Annotated in this window: 17 protein-coding genes; 10 read left to right on the forward strand and 7 right to left on the reverse strand. The window is 67.6% G+C overall.

From position 1 onward, the window contains the following. The first annotated feature begins 99 nt into the window (after nt 1–99). Both RMO01_RS03540 and trmFO read left to right on the forward strand, forming a co-directional pair. Nucleotides 100–603, forward strand: a complete 504-nt coding sequence (locus RMO01_RS03540) for a GFA family protein (protein WP_309627669.1) — start codon at nt 100–102, stop codon at nt 601–603. A gap of 74 nt (nt 604–677) precedes the next feature. Beyond that, the gene (trmFO, locus tag RMO01_RS03545) at nt 678–2,069 is read left to right on the forward strand and encodes a methylenetetrahydrofolate--tRNA-(uracil(54)-C(5))-methyltransferase (FADH(2)-oxidizing) TrmFO (protein ID WP_309627700.1); all 1,392 of its coding nucleotides are present in this window, start codon (nt 678–680) and stop codon (nt 2,067–2,069) included. Here the strand turns inward: trmFO and RMO01_RS03550 are convergent, their stop codons facing one another. Next, nucleotides 2,070–2,612, reverse strand: coding sequence for a cytochrome b (locus RMO01_RS03550; RefSeq protein ID WP_309627670.1), 543 nt, complete (start codon nt 2,610–2,612; stop codon nt 2,070–2,072). It abuts the gene before it with no gap. 156 nt (nt 2,613–2,768) lie between these two features. Between RMO01_RS03550 and RMO01_RS03555 the strand changes: the two genes are divergently transcribed. After that, nucleotides 2,769–3,647: an oxygenase MpaB family protein gene (locus RMO01_RS03555; protein ID WP_309627671.1), complete on the forward strand. Its 879-nt coding sequence runs from the start codon at nt 2,769–2,771 to the stop codon at nt 3,645–3,647. A 265-nt stretch (nt 3,648–3,912) separates the two neighbouring features. Here the strand turns inward: RMO01_RS03555 and fni are convergent, their stop codons facing one another. After that, a complete protein-coding gene (fni, locus tag RMO01_RS03560; protein WP_309627672.1) occupies nt 3,913–4,932 on the reverse strand; it encodes a type 2 isopentenyl-diphosphate Delta-isomerase in 1,020 nt (339 codons plus the stop codon). Nucleotides 4,933–4,997: 65 nt separating this feature from the next. On the opposite strand from fni, the gene RMO01_RS03565 reads away from it, so the two are divergent. Next, complete coding sequence (locus tag RMO01_RS03565) at nt 4,998–5,507, forward strand: sterol desaturase family protein (RefSeq protein WP_309627673.1); 510 nt, start codon at nt 4,998–5,000, stop codon at nt 5,505–5,507. Further along, nucleotides 5,504–6,220 (forward strand): fatty acid desaturase, encoded by a 717-nt coding sequence (locus tag RMO01_RS03570; RefSeq protein WP_309627674.1) that lies wholly within the window; start codon nt 5,504–5,506, stop codon nt 6,218–6,220. Before RMO01_RS03565 ends, RMO01_RS03570 begins: the two co-directional genes overlap by 4 nt. On the opposite strand, the gene RMO01_RS03575 is transcribed toward RMO01_RS03570, so the two are convergent. The 4 genes from RMO01_RS03575 to RMO01_RS03590 all read right to left on the reverse strand — a co-directional run bounded on the left by RMO01_RS03575 (nt 6,217) and on the right by RMO01_RS03590 (nt 11,871). After that, nucleotides 6,217–7,155 carry a phytoene/squalene synthase family protein gene (locus RMO01_RS03575; protein WP_309627675.1) on the reverse strand — a complete coding sequence of 313 codons (939 nt, stop codon included), beginning with the start codon at nt 7,153–7,155 and terminating at the stop codon, nt 6,217–6,219. The genes RMO01_RS03570 and RMO01_RS03575 overlap by 4 nt on opposite strands. After that, nucleotides 7,152–8,654 (reverse strand): phytoene desaturase, encoded by a 1,503-nt coding sequence (locus RMO01_RS03580; RefSeq protein ID WP_309627676.1) that lies wholly within the window; start codon nt 8,652–8,654, stop codon nt 7,152–7,154. Before RMO01_RS03580 ends, RMO01_RS03575 begins: the two co-directional genes overlap by 4 nt. Then, nucleotides 8,651–9,817, reverse strand: a complete 1,167-nt coding sequence (crtY, locus tag RMO01_RS03585; RefSeq protein ID WP_309627677.1) for a lycopene beta-cyclase CrtY — start codon at nt 9,815–9,817, stop codon at nt 8,651–8,653. The genes RMO01_RS03580 and crtY overlap by 4 nt, the downstream gene beginning before the upstream one ends. A 182-nt stretch (nt 9,818–9,999) precedes the next feature. Beyond that, nucleotides 10,000–11,871: a PPC domain-containing protein gene (locus tag RMO01_RS03590; RefSeq protein ID WP_309627678.1), complete on the reverse strand. Its 1,872-nt coding sequence runs from the start codon at nt 11,869–11,871 to the stop codon at nt 10,000–10,002. Nucleotides 11,872–11,967: 96 nt separating this feature from the next. Between RMO01_RS03590 and folD the strand changes: the two genes are divergently transcribed. The 5 genes from folD to RMO01_RS03615 all read left to right on the forward strand — a co-directional run bounded on the left by folD (nt 11,968) and on the right by RMO01_RS03615 (nt 15,952). Next, complete coding sequence (folD, locus tag RMO01_RS03595; protein WP_309627679.1) at nt 11,968–12,891, forward strand: bifunctional methylenetetrahydrofolate dehydrogenase/methenyltetrahydrofolate cyclohydrolase FolD; 924 nt, start codon at nt 11,968–11,970, stop codon at nt 12,889–12,891. Between the two features lie 67 nt (nt 12,892–12,958). After that, on the forward strand, nt 12,959–13,636 hold the full coding sequence (locus RMO01_RS03600; protein ID WP_309627680.1) for a LemA family protein: 678 nt from the start codon (nt 12,959–12,961) through the stop codon (nt 13,634–13,636). Nucleotides 13,637–13,641: 5 nt separating this feature from the next. Continuing rightward, entirely contained in the window at nt 13,642–14,478 is an 837-nt protein-coding gene (locus tag RMO01_RS03605) for a TPM domain-containing protein (protein WP_409013039.1), read from the forward strand. Next, nucleotides 14,472–15,164 (forward strand): TPM domain-containing protein, encoded by a 693-nt coding sequence (locus tag RMO01_RS03610; RefSeq protein ID WP_309627681.1) that lies wholly within the window; start codon nt 14,472–14,474, stop codon nt 15,162–15,164. The genes RMO01_RS03605 and RMO01_RS03610 overlap by 7 nt, the downstream gene beginning before the upstream one ends. A gap of 50 nt (nt 15,165–15,214) precedes the next feature. Beyond that, nucleotides 15,215–15,952, forward strand: a complete 738-nt coding sequence (locus RMO01_RS03615; protein ID WP_309627682.1) for an endonuclease/exonuclease/phosphatase family protein — start codon at nt 15,215–15,217, stop codon at nt 15,950–15,952. Here RMO01_RS03615 and RMO01_RS03620 read toward each other — a convergent pair. Then, nucleotides 15,937–17,400 (reverse strand): phospholipase D-like domain-containing protein, encoded by a 1,464-nt coding sequence (locus tag RMO01_RS03620; protein WP_309627683.1) that lies wholly within the window; start codon nt 17,398–17,400, stop codon nt 15,937–15,939. The two genes, RMO01_RS03615 and RMO01_RS03620, sit on opposite strands and share 16 nt — an antisense overlap. Nucleotides 17,401–17,440: the final 40 nt, after the last annotated feature.

Genomic DNA, 17,440 nt, shown 5'->3' on the forward strand with positions numbered 1-17,440 from the left:
TAGCCTGGCGTCCACCGGAGGCAAGACAATAGGCTGGCCGAGCATTTTCCGTGATTTTTTGGGGATGCGAACACATTATCGCTGATGGGGGCCAGAAAAATGGAAAACGAAACCTGGCAGGGTGGATGCCAATGTGGCGCAGTACGCTATGAGTTCTCCGTACGGCCCGACAATGCCGGGATTTGCCACTGCCGGATGTGCCAGAAGCAGTTCGGAAACTTCTTCGGATCCTTCGCTGGCTCCCACACTGATAACTTCCGTGTCACGCGCGGGACACTATCCGTGTTCATGAGTTCCGATGATGCGGACCGCGGCTTCTGCCGCGACTGCGGAACGCCGCTGACTTTCAGGGCGCTGTCGCGGCCTCGGATATCGGTGTCCATCGGCTCCCTCGACCGGCATAGCGAGATGAAGCCGGAATTGCAGTGGGGCATGGAGTCCCGCGAGCCTTGGTTGAGCGAAATCACGGGCCTTCCGGGCACCAGAACCGGTGATGGCGATAACGGCGAAGGCGACACGCCTGAGCGCTTCGACCTGATCAGCAAGACGAACCGGCAGCATCCCGATCACCCCACAGCGACTTGGCCGATCGGACCCGATTAATCCCCATACAGCCGGAACGGACCAGGGGCTCACTTGATTTGAAGCCGCGCGCCCGGCGTGCTACCAGCCGACCCATGACAAAAGAACTCCATATCATCGGCGCCGGAATGGCGGGCTCGGAAGCGGCATGGCAGGCGGTGAATGCCGGGGTGCCCGTGGTGCTGCAAGAAATGCGCCCGCATGTGGGCACCGACGCGCACAAGGGCGCCGGATTTGCCGAGCTCGTCTGCTCCAACTCCTTCCGCTCGGACGATGCCGAACAGAATGCCGTGGGGCTCCTTCACTGGGAGATGCGGCGGGCCGGCTCGCTCATCATGGGCATGGCGGACCGGCACAAGGTGCCCGCCGGCGGCGCGCTTGCCGTGGACCGCGACGCCTTTTCGGAGGAAGTGACGGACACGCTGAAGCGCCATCCGCTGGTGAGCGTGGACCTTGGCGAAGTCGCCGGACTGCCGCCGCCCGAGTGGGAGCATGTCATCATCGCCACAGGGCCACTCACGTCCCCTGCGCTGGCGCAGGCGATCCGCACGATGACGGGCGAGGAGTCTCTCGCCTTCTTCGATGCCATCGCGCCGATCGTCCACAAGGACTCGATCGACATGGATGTCGTCTGGGCCCAGTCGCGTTACGACAAGATCGGGCCGATGGGCGATGGACGTGACTATCTCAACTGCCCGATGGACGAAGCGCAGTACAACCGCTTCGTCGATGCGTTGCTCTCAGCGCCGCTGCACGAGTTCAAGGACTGGGAGAAGGTGCCGTATTTCGATGGCTGCCTGCCCATCGAGGTGATGGCCGAGCGCGGCCGCGAGACGCTGCGTCACGGCCCGATGAAGCCGGTCGGCCTGACCAACCCGCGCGATCCGATGGTCAAGGCCCACGCCATCGTCCAGCTGCGTCAGGACAATGCGCTGGGCACCCTGTTCAACATCGTCGGCTTCCAGACCAAGCTGAAGCATGGCGCCCAGGCCGAAACATTCCGCATGATACCCGGCCTGCAGAACGCCCAATTCGCGCGCCTCGGCGGCCTGCACCGCAACACCTATCTCAACTCGCCCCAGCTGCTCGACCGCCAGCTGCGCATGAAATCGATGCCGCGCCTGCGGTTCGCGGGTCAGGTCACGGGGGTGGAAGGCTATGTCGAAAGCGCCGCCACGGGCCTGCTGGCCGGCCGGCTCGCCGCCGCCGAGCGGCTTGCTCAGGCAGGATTGGGCAAGCCGCTGGATGCGCCCGAGGCCCACACCGCGATCGGCGCCCTGGTCGAACACATCACCGGTGGCCATCTGGCCGGGTCCAAGTTCCAGCCGATGAACATCAACTATGGACTTCTGCCCCCACTCGAAGCGCCCAAGGTCGATGAAGCCGGGGTCAAGATCCCGATGAAGGAACGGGGGCGCGCCAAGAAGCGGATGATGAGCATCCGGGCGCTGGAGGCTTTGAAGGCCTGGAGGGACGGCGCAGCCTGATCACCAGGCGGTGATTCGACGCAGCGCTCCGTCCCGCAGCACATGGTGGTGAAACAGCGCCGCCGCCGCATGCAGGCCCACCAGCCAGTAGCCGACGGCCCCAAGGGTCTCGTGTATCTCCCCGATCTGTTCGGCCAGCGCCTCGTCCGGCCCGATCAGGGACGGCAGGCCGATGCCGAACAGCCGCACCGGATCGCCCTCGGCGCTGAGGGTCAGCCAGCCCAGCAGGGGCATGGCTATCATGAAGCCGTACAGGGCCAGATGCATCAGGATGGCGGACCGGGCGGCGGCGCCGGTCGGCTGGTGTCGGGTCCCTCCGATCCGGCGGGCGATCACCCGCACCCAGACCAGGGCGAACACCATCAGCCCGAGGCTGAAATGCCACGCCTTCAAGGCCTCGCGAATCTCGCTGCCGCGCGGGTAGTTCTCGCGCAGCAGGATCGTCCCATAGACGGCGACCAGCAGAGCGAGCATCAGCCAATGCAGGGTGACGGACAGGCGGCTGTACGCCGGGGACGGCGCCTTGGTTTCGGCGAGGCTCACGACCCGACTCCTCTGCGATCCTGATCAACCTGCGCCTTTACGACCGCGCGATCATTGATCCAGCGCAAACCGCCGGCCGCTCAGCGCGGGACAGTGGTTTCAGGGGGCGGGATCCATGGTATCCGCCCGTCTCCCGCGACTGCAGGCCTGGACCGAATGCCGTCTCTCCTCGAACCCGCCAAGGTGGCCGTCCGGCGTCGGATCAACGCGTTGTTCAACGACTATGAGCGCGGGGAGCGGCCGGCGCTGCGCCGCGCCGACGCCCTGTTCCCGACTGACGCCGTGGCCTGGCGGGTCAACGGCGACATCGTCACCATGATGATCGGCGGGGTCTCGGGCCTGCTGCTACAGATGCTGCATCCGGCGGTGCTGGCGGGCGTCTGGGACCATTCCGATTTCCGCGCCGACATGCACGGGCGGCTGAGGCGGACGGCCAAGTTCATCGCCGTGACCACCTACGATCATGCCGCCAACGGTCAGGCCGCCATCGATCGCGTCAAAAACATCCATGTGAAGCTGGGCGGGTCCCTGCCCGACGGGACGCCCTACAAGGTCGCCGACCCGGCTCTTCTGGCCTGGGTCCATGTGACCGAGATCAAGAGCTTCCTGGGCGCCTGGATCCGCTATCAGGAGCCGCAGATGTCGATGGCGGATCAGAACGCCTATTTCGCCGAGATGGCGCGCATCGGTCTGGCCCTCGGCGCCGATCCTGTCCCCCGAAACCGTGCGGAAGCCGAAGCCCTGATCCAGTCCATGCGGCCCCAGCTCAAGGCCGACGCCCGCACCCGCGAGGTCGCGGCGCTCGTCATGGGTCAACGCATCGGCGGCCCGGCCGAGGGCGTCGCGGCCGGTCTGGTCATGGCGGCGGGGGCGGATCTTTTGCCCGACTGGGCGCGCGCCATGCACGGCCTGCCCGCCGCATTGCCAACCCAGCGGTTCGGGGCCCGGTCATTGGCCCGCACCCTCGACTGGGTCTACCAGGGCTCGCCAAACCGCAGGGTCTGGCCTGAGCAGGTCAGCCTCTGGCCGGAATAGGCGCCTAGGCCAGCCAGAACCAGGCGCACAAAGCAAACTGCGTTGCCGTCGCCAGCACAAGCCCCACAACCAGCATGGTCTCGACCCGGTCGGGCCGCCGAACCGGCGTGTCTTTGGATCGAGGCAGAGCGACCGGTACGGTGGGAAAAGGGTGAACGCTCAACGGCTCTGCTCCGACGACCTCCCGATCCTACCCGATTCTCGACACGGCCTGGACGTGTTGAACAGAACAATCCCTCGCGTTGATTGGCGCCGGCACGGGCCTCTACAGAAGCGGCGCCCGCCGCAAGTCCTGAAGATTGGCCGACCCGGTGCAGAAGCAGGCGGTTCGCAACTGGCGGATGACGATCTGGAAATGCTCGACCACCGCCTCGGTCGAGACCGTAGCGGCCTGTAGCACGCCCGCCGCCTGGCCCACGAGGTCAGCGCCCAACCGGATGGCCCTGGCCGCGTCGAGGCCGTCCCGGACGCCGCCCGATCCGATGAGGACGACATCCGGGCAGGCTGCGCGCACCTTTGCGATCGCCACGGCGGTCGAAATGCCCCAGTCGGCGAAGGCCAGCGCATGCGCCTTGTCGGCGGCGGCGGTGGCCCGTTCCCCCTCGATCAGCCCCCAGTTCGCCCCGCCCGCTCCGGCGACGTCGAGCGCCGCGACACCCATGTCGGCCAACCGTCGTGCGGTCGCGGCCGACAGGCCGGCGCCCGTCTCCTTGACCACCACCGGCGCCTCCAGCCGCCGCACCAGCGCCTCCAATGCCGCGCCCACGCCCCACCAGTCGCGATCACCCTCGGGCTGACAGGCTTCCTGAAGCGGATTCAGGTGCACGATCAGGGCGTCGGCTCCGATCATGTCGATGACCCTGCGCGCCTCGTCGACGCCGAAGCCCCGGGTCAGCTGGGCCGCGCCGATATTGGCCAGGATTGGCGTGTCCGGCGCCCGGCGACGCAGCGACGGGTCCAGCCCGCTCGCCCCGCCCTCCAGCGCCGCCCGCTGCGACCCGACCGCCATGGCGATACCGAGCGCCTGAGCCGCCTCAGCGAGGTTGGCGTTGATCGCCTCGGCGCGCGCGGGGCCGCCGGTCATCGAACTGATCAGCAGCGGCGCCTGCAGCCGTCGCCCGAGAAAGTCCGCGCCGAGGTCGATCTTGGCGTGGTCGAGATCGGGCAGGGCCTCGTGGACGAACCGGATCGCATCGAAACCGGCGTCGCGCGCATGCCGTCCGCCCCCCGCCAGGACGACGTCCAGATGCTGGTCCTTGCGGTCGCGGATTGCGTCATCGGTCATGCTGACTGCTTAGCGGCACGACGCCACGGTTGGAACAGCGGCCGCGCAGGCGTAGTCTGCCGCCCATGCTTCCCGTGTGGTTCACCCTGCTGACGCTCGCTGTCTTCTTCCTGATGGAAGGGGTGGCCTGGTGGACGCATCGCTACGTCATGCACGGCCCGCTGGGCTGGGGCTGGCACCGCGATCACCACGAGCCGCACGACAAGACCTTCGAGACCAACGACCTCTACGGCGTCGTCGGCGCCGTCGCCGGGACCAGCCTGTTCATCATCGCCTGGCTGACCGGCCTGTGGTGGGTGCGCGCCATCGCGCTGGGCGTGACCCTGTACGGCGCAGTCTACGCCTTCGTACACGACGGGCTCGTGCATCAGCGCTGGCCGTTTCACTGGATGCCGAAGAACGGATACGCCCGCCGCCTGGTCCAGGCGCACAAACTGCATCACGCGGTCCAGACCCGCGAGGGCGCCGTGTCGTTCGGTTTCGTCTTCGCCCCCGACCCGCAGCGGCTCAGCGCCATCCTGAAGGCCCGCCGCGCCGAACGCGCCGCACCGGATCAAAGGGCGACGGCGGAGTGACCGCCGCCCGACAGACCGCCATCGGCCTGGGCCTCGCCGCCCTGATTATCGGTGGCTGGCTGACGCTGCATGTCTGGGGCGTCTTCTTTCAAGCGCTGAGCTGGCCCGCCGTCGCCCTCGCCCCGCTGATCGTTTTGACCCAGAGCTGGCTCGGCGCGGGCATGTTCATCGTCGCCCACGACGCCATGCACGGGTCGCTGGCCCCCGGCCGCCCGCGCGTGAACGCCATCGTCGGCCAGGTCTGCGTCGGGGCCTACGCCGCTTTTTCGTACCGCAAGCTGATCGGCAGCCACCACCAGCATCACCGCGTCCCCGGCGGACCCGATGACCCCGACTTCCACGCCGCCCGCCCCGAGGCCTTCCTCCCGTGGTTCTACGGCTTCTTCATCCGCTATTTCGGCTGGCGGGAGTTCGCTATCGTGACGACCGTACTGGTCGGCTACCTCCTGATCGGCGCCCATGTCGCCAACCTGATCCTGTTCTGGGCGGTCCCCGCAGTGCTGAGCGCGCTGCAGCTGTTCGTGTTTGGCACCTGGTTGCCGCACCGGCATGACCGAAGCGCCGGGGCCTTCGCCGATCATCACAATGCGCGGACTATTCCAATGCCGTGGATCGCCTCGTTACTGACCTGTTTCCACTTCGGCCTGCATCACGAGCATCATCTGTCGCCGAAGACGCCGTGGTGGCGGTTGCCGGAGATCCGGCGGCGCTAGACCCGCGTCCACAGCAGCGGTCGAGGGGGCGGCGCCTTCCCGCGATCCAGCGTCTGCGTCCAGACGGCGATCAGGGCGCCACGACCGAACAGCCACAGCTTCATCGCCCTGCCGACCGAGACCCGCCTGACCCACACGTCCGGCCCGCGCCGGACGACCTTGCGGCCGATTTCGCGATAGACGCCCCGCGCCGCCGCGATCGCCATCGACGAGCGGAAGGGCAGCCCGCGCAGCCCGTCCCGCGCGCTGTCGTAATAGGGCTCGGCCACTGCCAGCAGCCGTCGGGTCACCGCGTGCACGGCCGGGCGGTTTGCCGGATCGGCCACGGCCTCCGCAGTGGGCTCCAGCCCCGCCTCGACCAGCCAGTCCGACGGCAGATAGACCCGACCGTCCTCCGCATCCTCGATCACATCACGCGAGATATTGGTCAGTTGGAAGGCCAAACCCAGATCCTGGGCCCTGCGCAGGACCTCGGCATCGGTCACCCCCATGACCCGGGCCATCATCACCCCGACGACCCCGGCGACGTGCCAGCAATAGGCCATGACGTCGTCCAGGGTCCGGTACTCCCGATGCTCCACGTCCATCGCGAAACCGTCGATCAGATCCATGGCCCAGCGCTCCGGCAGGCGGTGACGGAGGGCCACCCGCTGGAAGGCGGCGAAGGTCGGGTCGGGCATTGGCTCGCCGGTCATGGCGCGCCGGGTCATGTCGTAAAGGCGGGCGAGGCGCCGCTGCTGTTCCTCGACCGACAGTTCCTCGTGACCGAAGCCGTGGTCCTGCCCGTCGATCTCATCGTCGCAGGCCCGGCACCAGGCGTAGAGCAGCCAGGCGTCCTCGCGCACGGCCGGGTCGAACAGCCGCGAGGCGGAGCGGAAGCTCTTTGACCCCTTGGTGATCGAGGCCTTGGAGGCGGCGAGGACGGCGTCTGTCATGCGGTCTGGGCGGCCTCTTCCAGCATCAGCCCCGCCGTCGCCTTGGCCGAGCCGACCACGCCGGGGATGCCCGCCCCGGGATGGGTGCCGGCGCCGACTACATACAGGTTGGAGATGACGTCGTCGCGATTGTGCGGCCGGAACCAGGCGCTCTGCGTCAGGATGGGCTCCAGCGAGAAAGCCGAGCCCAGATGGGCGTTCAGGTCTTCCTTGAAGTCCGCCGGTGTCCAGATGCGCGTCGTCACCAGATCCCGTCGCAGGTTCGGGATATACCGCTCTTCGAGGTAGTCGATGATCTTCTCGCGGTATTCGGGCCCCTTGGTCTCCCAGTCGATGTCGGCGGCGCCCAGGTGGGGCACGGGCGACAGAACGTAATGGCTGCTCATCCCCTCGGGCGCCATCGACGGGTCGGTGGCGCACGGCGCGTGCAGATACAGGGAGAAGTCCTCGGGCAGGGTCGGGCCGGAAAAGATCTCGGAGATCAGTTCGCGATAGCGCGGACCGAAACAGATGGTGTGGTGGGCCAGTTGCTTCTGGGGTTGCGAGGTCCCGAAGTGCAGCACGAACAGCGACATCGAGAACCGTTTGGACTTCAGCGATTTCGCCTTGGCCTTGCCGCGCGGCGTGCGGCCCAGAAGCTTGTCGTAGGTATGGACCACGTCGGCGTTGGACGCGACCATATCGGCGGCGATCGTCTCGCCGGTGTCCAGCGTCACACCGGTCGCGCGGTCGCCTTCCGTTTCGATCCGCTCGACGGAGGTGTTCAGGCGGACTGTGCCGCCCAGATCCTCGAACCCCTTCACCAGACCGGCGATCAGGGCGCCCGTCCCGCCCCGCGCGAACCAGACGCCGCCGCGCCGTTCCAGCGCATGGATCAGGGCATAGACCGAGCTGGTCTTGAAGGGATCGCCGCCGACCAGAAGCGTGTGGAAGCTGAAGGCCTGCTGCAGATGCGGGTCCTTGACGTAGCGGGCGACCATGGCGTGGACGCTGTTCCAGCTTTCCAGCCGCGCCAGCTCCGGCGCCGCCTTGATCATCGACCAGAAGGACTGGAACGGCACGGCGCCAAGCTTGACGTAGCCCTCCTGGTACAGCTCTTCGGAATAGGCGTGGAAGCGGTTGTAGCCCTCGACGTCGGCGGGATTGAAAGCCGCGATCTGGCGCTCCATCGCGGCCTGGTCGTCATTGTAGTCGAACGACGCTCCGTCCTCCCAGCACAGTCGGTAGAATGGATCGACGGGCATCAGTTCGGCGTAGTCGGACAACGAGCGGCCCGTGCCCTCGAACAGTTCGGTCAAACAATCCGGATCGGTGATCACCGTGGGACCGGCGTCGAAGGTGAAGCCCTGCTCCTTCCAGACGTAGGCGCGGCCGCCGGGCTTGTCGCGTTTCTCGACCAGGGTCGTCTGGATGCCCGCGCGCTGTAGCCGGATCGCCAGGGCTATACCGCCGAAGCCCGCGCCGATCACCACCGCACGCCGGGCCGTCACGTCTCTCATGCCGCTCTTCCTCGCCCGGTTTCCCGGAGTTGCCTCAGCGCCCGACCGACGGGCACAGGGGGTTTTCCCGCCAGGATGCGGACCTTGTCCAGCGCCGTGCTGGCCCCTGCGTAGAAACGCCTCACCAGAGGTTCCGGCAAGCCGTAGAAGCGCCTGAGCACCTTCCACCGTTCCCCCGGCTCTGCGGCCCGGAACAGCATTCGGTCAAGCAGGCGATAATAGGCCCGCTCGGTCCAAAGGGCTTTGGAATGCGTCTCCAGCAGCGTCCGCAGACCCGCCGAGGACAGATCATCGGCGCGGGCGACCAGCCGGGCGACGGCGACCGCGTCCGGCAGGGAGTATCCCGTCGTCGGATGGAACAGCGCACCGGCCAGACCGGCGCGGCCCACGGCCGGACCCTCGGCCCAGAAGGCGTCGATGTCGCCGTCGAGCGCGATGGGCAGCACGCCCTCCTCCTCGTCCACCACCGTCTCCACCGTCCAGCCGCGCGAGCGGATGTAGTCGTCGATGCGCCGGTTCAGCAGCGCCCGGTCCAGCCGCGACCCATCGACGTAATAGGTGTCCTCGACCAGCACGGTGCGCTCGTCGAAAGGCAGCAGGTAGACGAACCGGTAGGCGTCGCCCTGGGCCACCGTGGCGTCCATGATCGTGGGACGGGTCAGGCCGTGGGGCTGCGTCAGCCGAACCGTGCGGCCGACGAACAACTGCCAGCCGAGGTCCAGGTGGGATGTCGGCGCGGGTCCCCTGGCGTCGATGACGCCGGCGGCGCGCATGACCGTCTGATCATCCAGGGTCACCCCGTCGGGTGAGACCGCCACGACCTCCCCCCGGATCAGGCGATCGCCGAGCAGCGGTGCGACGACCTCATGCAGCCGCGCGGAGATCAGGCTGTTGTACGGCGTTTCCAGCACCCGGCTGAGGCCCGGGAAATAGACCTCATACCCCTCCGGCCAGCGGTGCGGGGTCGCCGGCGCCAGCCAGGCGCGGTCCTTGTCCGACACATCGCCATCGAAGAAGGACCAGGTATGGTTGCCGCCGAGCCGCCCGTCCCGCTCCACGACGGCGACGCGCAGCTCCGGCCGGTCGATCGCCAGCCGCCAGGCGATCAGGCTGGAAGCCAGTCCGCCGCCGACGAGGATCAGATCATGGTCGGGGGAGCCCATGTCCGTCCTTTAAAGCGAAAGAGGCCCCGACGCGAACGCATCGAGGCCCCTTTGAAGAATACAGTCTCTGCACAATCTGCAGAATTCTGCGTAGCCATCGTCACCGAAATCGTCGGCAGACGGCTCTCTTTGCGTCGTCGAATTCGTCGCCGAGTCACCGATTGGCGGCGGACTGCAATCGACTACTCCTTGGGCTCGACCGTCAGGGCGTAGGCGCCCGACTGACCGGAGGAGAAGCTGCGGGCGCGGATGATGTAATCGCCCTCTTCCTCGACCGCCCAGTCGACCTTGGCGTGGGTGTCGGACAGGCTGTCGTCATCGGAGACCACCGAGGTGAAGACCCCGGCCTCGTCTTCGCGGCCGATGTCGATGAAGGCATCGAACTCATTGGAAACCATGGTCAAACGCAGCTTGTCGCCAACCTTCACCGTGATCTTGTAGGCGTCATAGAAGCTGCCGTCCTCGGCAAGGGCGTCGTCCTCGCCCAGCGTGCCGCGCGCGGTTGCGCCGACCAGGATGCTGCCCGGCAGGGGCTGCGGACCGCGATCCAGCAGTTCCAGCGAGTACAGGCCGTCGGCATCGGCAGAGAGTGGTGAGGCGCGGACGATGAACTCCCCGTCGTTCGGCACGATGTAGTTCAGGCGTGAGTCTGTGCCTTCGCCCAGACCGTCGTCGTCCGAGGCCATGACGTAGAAGTCCCCCTCGGGGCTGCCGATCTGCAGATAGGTGTCGAAGTCGCCCGAGCGCATGATCAGCTGGATCCGGTTCCCGGCCGTTCCGCTCAGCGTATAGGCGTCGAAACCCCGGCCCTCGTCGTCACGCGGATCCTCGGCGACAATCTCGCCCTGCACCGTCGCGCCAAAGGTCAGGGCGACCGGCGCCGGCAGGGGCGCGGCTTCCTCGAACGACAGGGTGTAGGCGCCTTCGCCTTCACCGGTGAAGGCGCGGGCCTCGATCACATACTGGCCGTCCGCCGTGAGGCTGTAGGTCAGGCGTGAGTTGGTGCCTTCGCCGGCGCCGTCGTCGTCCGAGTCCAGCGCATACCGGCCGCCCTCCACGTCCGCATTGTCGGCGAACAGCTCCAGATAGGTGTCGAACGCGTCCGAGCTCATGGTCACGACGATCCGCTGGCCCGCCGTCCCGGTGAAGGAATAGGCGTCGGCGCGCTGGCCAGAGTCGTTGCCGCCGTCACCGGCGTCCAGCGAAGCCTCGACCGTGTCACCGATGGCGATCGGACGCGCCACCAGAGGCGGCGGACCCTCGGCCAGACCCAGCTCGTAGTCGCCCTCGGCGGTCCCATCCAGGGGCGCGGCGCGGATGACGTATTCGCCGTTCGAGGGGGCCGTAAAGATCAGATAGGAGTTCAGGCCGCCGGCGCCGGAGTCGTCGTTCCGGGCCAGTTCCTCGAAGCCTCCGCCGCGCGCCATCCGGCCGACGCGCACCATCGGATCGAAGTCGTCGCTTTCAAGCGTGATCGCGAACCGCTCGCCCTCACGCGCCCGGAAGCTGTATCCGTTGTAGGTGTACTCCCCGTACTCCCCGTCTTCCTCGACCGCGCTGCGGTCGCTGATTTCGCCGTCGACGTCGTCGCCCAGGCGGATGGCCGTCGGACGCGGCGCGCGCGGGGCCTGACCTCGGTCGGTGACCTCGATGGTGTAGTCGCCGCCTTCCAGACCGCCCAGGGTGCGGGCGCGGATAATGTAGGCGCCGCTCTCGGCGGTGAAGCGGGCGCGCGAGTTGGTGCCTTCGCCCAGGCCGTCATCGTCCATGACGATCGCTTCGCCCGTGTCGGTGCTCTTGTAGACTTCCAGATAGGCGTCGAAGTCGTCCGAACGCATCACGACCTGCAGTCGCTGACCGTCACGGGCCTGAACCGACCAGGTGTCGTAGACGAACTGGCCGAAGTCCTCGCTGTCGACCTGCGTGTCCTCCGCGGTCAGCTGACCGCTGACCGTCTGGCCGATGCGCAGCTGCGTGGCGTCCTGCGCGGCGGCGTGGCCGGCGGCGAACAGCGCCAGGGCGCTGACGGTCATGATGAAGGCGGAGCGGCGCATTGGATTTCCCTGTTCTGACAAGCGAACATAGACGCTGAACCGTGACGCCTGTAAATCGCCCGCACCTTATCGAATCCTGACGAAAGAGGGCCTCCCATGGCCGGACCCGACGCGCGCGCGGCGATCATCGACGGCAAGGCGTTCGCCACTGGTCTGGTAGAGCGGGTGGCGGCCGCCTCGGCGCGGCTGGAAGCGGCCCACGGGCTCAAGCCGGGACTGGCCGTGGTCATCGTCGGCGAGGACCCCGCCAGCCAGATCTACGTCCGCAACAAGGGCGAGACGACCGCCCGCGCCGGGATGCGGTCCGACACCCATCGCCTTCCCGACACGACCAGCCAGGTCGAGCTTCTGGCCCTGGTCGAGACGCTGAACGCCGATGCGGGCATCCACGGCATCCTGGTGCAACTGCCCCTGCCCGCGCAGATCGATTCCTCGGCGGTGCTGGGCGCGATCGACCCGGACAAGGATGTGGACGGGTTCCATGTCGTCAATGCGGGTCGACTCGCGGTCGGCCTGCCGGGCCTGGTGCCCTGCACGCCGTTGGGGTCGACGATGCTGCTGAAGGACAGGCTCGGCGACCTGTCCGGCCTGAACGCGGTCATCGTCGGTCGATCGAACATCGTCGGCAAGCCGATGGCCCAGTTGCTTCTGGCCGAGAACTGCACTGTCACCATCGCCCATTCGCGCAGCCGCGACCTGCCGGCGATCTGTCGGACCGCCGACATACTGGTCGCCGCCGTGGGCCGGCCGGAAATGATCAAGGGCGACTGGATCAAGCCAGGTGCGACCGTGATCGACGTCGGTATCAACCGCGTCCCATCGGCCGATCCGATCAAGGCGGCCGAGGGCAAGACCCGGGTCGTGGGCGATGTCGCCTTCGCCGAGGCGGCGCGCGTGGCGGGCGCGATCACGCCTGTGCCCGGGGGCGTAGGCCCCATGACCATCGCCTGCCTGCTGGCCAACACCTATACCGCGGCCTGTCGCGCCGCCGGGATCGCGCCTGAACCACTGGACGCTTGAAGCGGCGTCATGAAGCGCTGATAGTCTGCGGCAACGGGCGACGAACGGTCGCCGCACGGAGGGGTTCATGGCTCGCAGCACATCTAGGCTCGTCGGCTCGGTCGCCATCCTTATCGCCGCCCAGAGCGTGGCGGCGTGCGGCTACAACACCATTCCGACCAAGCAGGAGCGGGCCGAGGCGGCATGGGCCGATGTTCAGAGCCAGTACCAACGGCGCGCCGACCTGATCCCCAATCTCGTCGCCACGGTTCAGGGTGCGGCCATCCAGGAACGCACCACCTTGACCCAGGTGATCGAGGCCCGCGCGCGCGCCACGGCCGTGCAGATCACGCCCGAGACGCTCAGCGACCCGGCCGCCTTCCAGCAGTTTCAGGCCGCGCAGGGCCAGTTGACGAGCGCCCTGTCGCGCCTGCTGGTCACGGTCGAGGCCTATCCCCAGCTGCAGGCCAACCAGGGCTTCCTCCAGCTCCAGTCCCAACTGGAAGGCACGGAAAACCGGATCACCATCGCGCGCCGCGACTACAATGAGGCCGTCCGGGACTACAATACGAGCTTGCGCACCTTCCCGACCGTGATCTGGGCCAAGACCGCCTTCTCCGGCGAGGAGCCCATGCAGTTGTTCACTGCGACGGCCGAGGCCCAGACAGCGCCCCAGGTTTCGTTCAACCTCGACGGCCGGGCCCCGGCCGCGCCGGGCGGCTCCACCCCCGCTGTCGCTCCCGGCTCGACGCCGCCCGCGCAGTGAACGCGATCGCTTCCATCAAACTGACCAAGGCTTTTCTGGTCATCTTCTTCGCCGGTTTGACGGCTCTGTTTTCGTTCGTTCCGCAGACCTTCGCGGCCGATCCGACCTTCCCCGCCCTGTCCGGCCGCGTCGTCGATCAAGCGGAGTTGCTGACGCCGGAGACAGAGACCTCAATCACCACGAAGCTGGCCCAGTTGGAGACGGACACGGGCGACCAGTTCGTCGTGGTGACCCTCGACAGCCTTCAGGACCACGAGATCGAGGACTACGGCTACCGGCTCGGTCGCGCCTGGGGCATCGGCAATGCGGAAAACGACAGCGGCGTCCTGCTGATCGTCGCGCCGAACGAACGCAAGGTGCGGCTGGAGGTCGGTTACGGCCTCGAACCCGTCCTGACCGACGCCCTGTCCAACCAGATCATCCAGAACGACATCCTGCCGCCGTTTCGAGACGGCGATTATTCGCGCGGTATCGAGACCGGGACTGACGCCGTCATCGCCCAGCTGCGCCTGGACCCGGCAGAGGCCGCCGCCCGCGCCGCCGAGGCCGCGCCCAGCGAGGCGGAGGCGCCTGTCCTTCCGGGAATCATCATCGCCCTGGTCTTCATCTTCTTCTTCCTGAGCCTGCTGCGAGGCATCGGACGGCGGGGCCGAAAGCGCGGCGCGCAGCGGAGCGGGATCGATCCCATCCTGATCTGGGGGGCTTCGGAAATCCTGTCGAACGCCTCGCGGGGATCTTCGCGCAGTTCGGGAAGTTCCTGGGGCAGTTCGGGCAGCAGCTTCGGCGGGTTCTCGGGCGGCGGCGGCAGCTTCGGCGGCGGGGGAGCCTCGGGCGGATGGTGATGCGACTCAACTCCAGCGAACACGCACGGGTCGCCAGCGCCATCGCAGCGGCGGAGGCGAGCACTTCCGGCGAAATCTTCTGCGTCCTGGCGGGCCAGGTCTCGACCTATCGCGACCTCAGCCTGGCCTGGGCGGCGGCGGCGGCCCTGCTCCTGCCGCTGGCGCTGATCCCTTTGGGGTTCGAGCCCGCCTGGTTCCCGGGGCTGGGGACCGGCTGGGAGGCCGGCCATCTGGCCGCTCTCGATCTGAACCTGGGCCGTGCTCTCGGCGTCTATGCCGTGTTGCAGGCCGCCGTGTTTCTGGCGGTCTATATCCTGCTGAGGATCCCGGTCCTGACCCGGCTGACGACGCCGCGCGGCGTGCGCCGCGACCGGACACGTCGCGCAGCCATGCACCAGTTCCTCGCGCATGGCCTGCACGTGACCGAGCATCGCACCGGCGTCCTGATCTTCGCCGCCATGGCTGATCGACAGGTCGAGGTCATCGCCGACCAGGGCATCCACTCGCGGGTCGATCAAGCCGTCTGGGCCGACGCGGTCCAGGTGTTGACCGAGGGGCTGCGCGACCGACGCGCCGCCGAAGGCTTCGAACAGGCCATCGCCCTGGTGGGCGGCGTGCTTGCCAAGCACTTCCCGCCCCGGCCGCGCAATCCAAACGAAGTGCCCGATCGGCTGGTCGAGATCTGAGGCGCGACCACCCTCGCTTTTGGCGGGGAATTGCCCTAGCCCGTGCCGCCATGCGGCTAGTCACCTATAACGTCCATCGCTGCGTCGGGGTCGACAGGCGCTTGGATGTCGAACGCATCGCCGGCGTGATCGCGGAGCTCGAACCCGACATCGTCTGCCTGCAGGAACTGGACGTCGGCCGCGCCCGGACCGGCGGCGTCGATCAGGCCCGCGCGATCGCTGATCACCTGTCTATGGCCGTCCGTTTCCATGCCGCCATGCGGGTGGAAGCCGAGGAGTACGGCGACGCCATCCTGACCCCCCACCCCGAGACCCTCGTCCGCGTCGGCGCCCTGCCCACGGTGCGTGGCGTGCCCGGACTGGAGCCGCGCGGCGCCCTGTGGGTGCGGGTGAACATCGAGGGCGTCGATATCAACGTCCTCACTACCCATCTCGGTCTCGTTCCGCGCGAGCAACGCCTCCAGGCAGCGGCCCTGGCCGGCAAGGACTGGCTGGGGCACCCGGACTGCAGGGGGCCCGCGCTGCTGGCCGGGGACTTCAACGCGACCTCGATCACTCGCCCATATCAGACGCTGGCGAGAAACCACGCCGACTGTCAGCGCCAGCTGGGCCTGAAGCCGACCTTGAAGACCTTCCCGTCCGGCTTCCCCGCGATCCGCATCGACCACGTCTTCGTCAGCCCGGAAATCAAGGTCATCGGCGTGCGCGCGCCGTTCTCGCCCCTGTCGCGGATGGCGTCCGACCATCTGCCTCTGGTCGTCGATTTCGAGATTCAGCCGGGCGCCTGAAGCCGCTGCGAGCGGTTGCGCCGCTTCCACGGCCGCCAGGCGTCCCCGGGGGAGGTCGGATCACCCAGCTGGAACTCGGCGACAGCGCGCTGGATCATCGATGGCGGCGTCGCGCCGAGTGCTGACAAGCGACCGCTGTCGAACTTCTGGATCGCCTCGCCGATGGAGCCGCAGAGGGCCTCGGCGGCCGCAAACTCCTTCGCCGCCACACCGATGAAGTGACCGATCGTGCGATGGCGGAAGTGCCGGATAGCCGCGCGGCCCGCCTCATCCTCAGGGGCGATCGCCACATCGCATTCGGTGTCGAAACCCAGCGACCGGTTGTTCAGGTTCGTCGACCCGATGCGTAGCAGGACGTCGTCCACCACCGTCACCTTGGCGTGGACGATGATCCGCTCGCCGTTCTTCGTGTTGGGGCTGAAGGCGGAGAAGCGGTTGTGCCGGTCAGCGCTCTCCAGCCGGAACAGGACCTCGGCCCGCGCGGTGTCCATGGTCATGCTGTCGAACCAGCTGGGGCTGCGGCCCGTCGAGACCAGGACGATCTCCGGCCCGTCCGGTTCGTCCAGCCGTTCCGCCAGGGCGTTGGCGATGATCGGCGAGGTGAAATACTGGTTCTCCATATAGATCAGCTTCCGCGCACCCCGGATCGCCTCCAGATGCAGCCGCTCGTTCTCGCGGACCTCGTGACGGCCGCCGAAGCCGGGTTCGGTGCGGGCGATCCCGACGGGCGTGTCGTGGAAGTCCGCGGCCAGACCCTCGGGCCAGGCATCGCCATCGACCGTCTCCGGCACCGTCCGTTCCCACGTCGCCTTGAACCAGCGCTCGCGGGCCAGATCGCCCAAGGCCCGCGCAGCCGGCCCGCTCACGACGCACATGGTCTCATGCCGGGGCGCCGATATGATCCCGGACGGCTGGCAGCGCCGGGGGTCATCATCCAGGTGCGCCTCGGAATCCCAGCGATCGACAGAGATGTCCCCCCCGCCGCAGAAGGCCACGGCGTCGTCGATGATGATCGCCTTCTGATGGTGACAGGCGCCGATCGGGCCGGGTGTGTCCAGGCGAAATTCGACCATCCGCTTGCGGAACCACGCCTGGGCCTTGTGCGGATAGAAGCCTTGCGACGCCGCGATCAGCAAAGGCGATTTCCAGATCAGCAGCCGGACGTCGAGCTCAGGCCGCGTCTTGACGAGCATCCGCAGTAGATGGCCGATTTCGGCCTGTTTGTCACCGTGGCGGGTCGCGGGATCCAGCCGGGTGCGCGGATCGAACTGCCAGCCCAGCACCACGACCGATCGCCGCGCCTTGGACAACGCGGAAGCCAAGGCCTCGAAGTAGGCGCTGTTCTCCATCAGGATCGACAGCCGGTCGGCCCGTTCGACCCGCCAGCAGGTATCGCCAGGCGCCAACAGCGCGCCGGTGTCCAGCAACGTGCCTTGGGCGGCGTCCATGTCGGGTGTCCCTGCCGGCATCGAAGATCGGGGTGTCCGG

It is taken from the genome of Brevundimonas sp., from assembly GCF_031412435.1.
Classification (GTDB): Bacteria; Pseudomonadota; Alphaproteobacteria; order Caulobacterales; family Caulobacteraceae; genus Brevundimonas.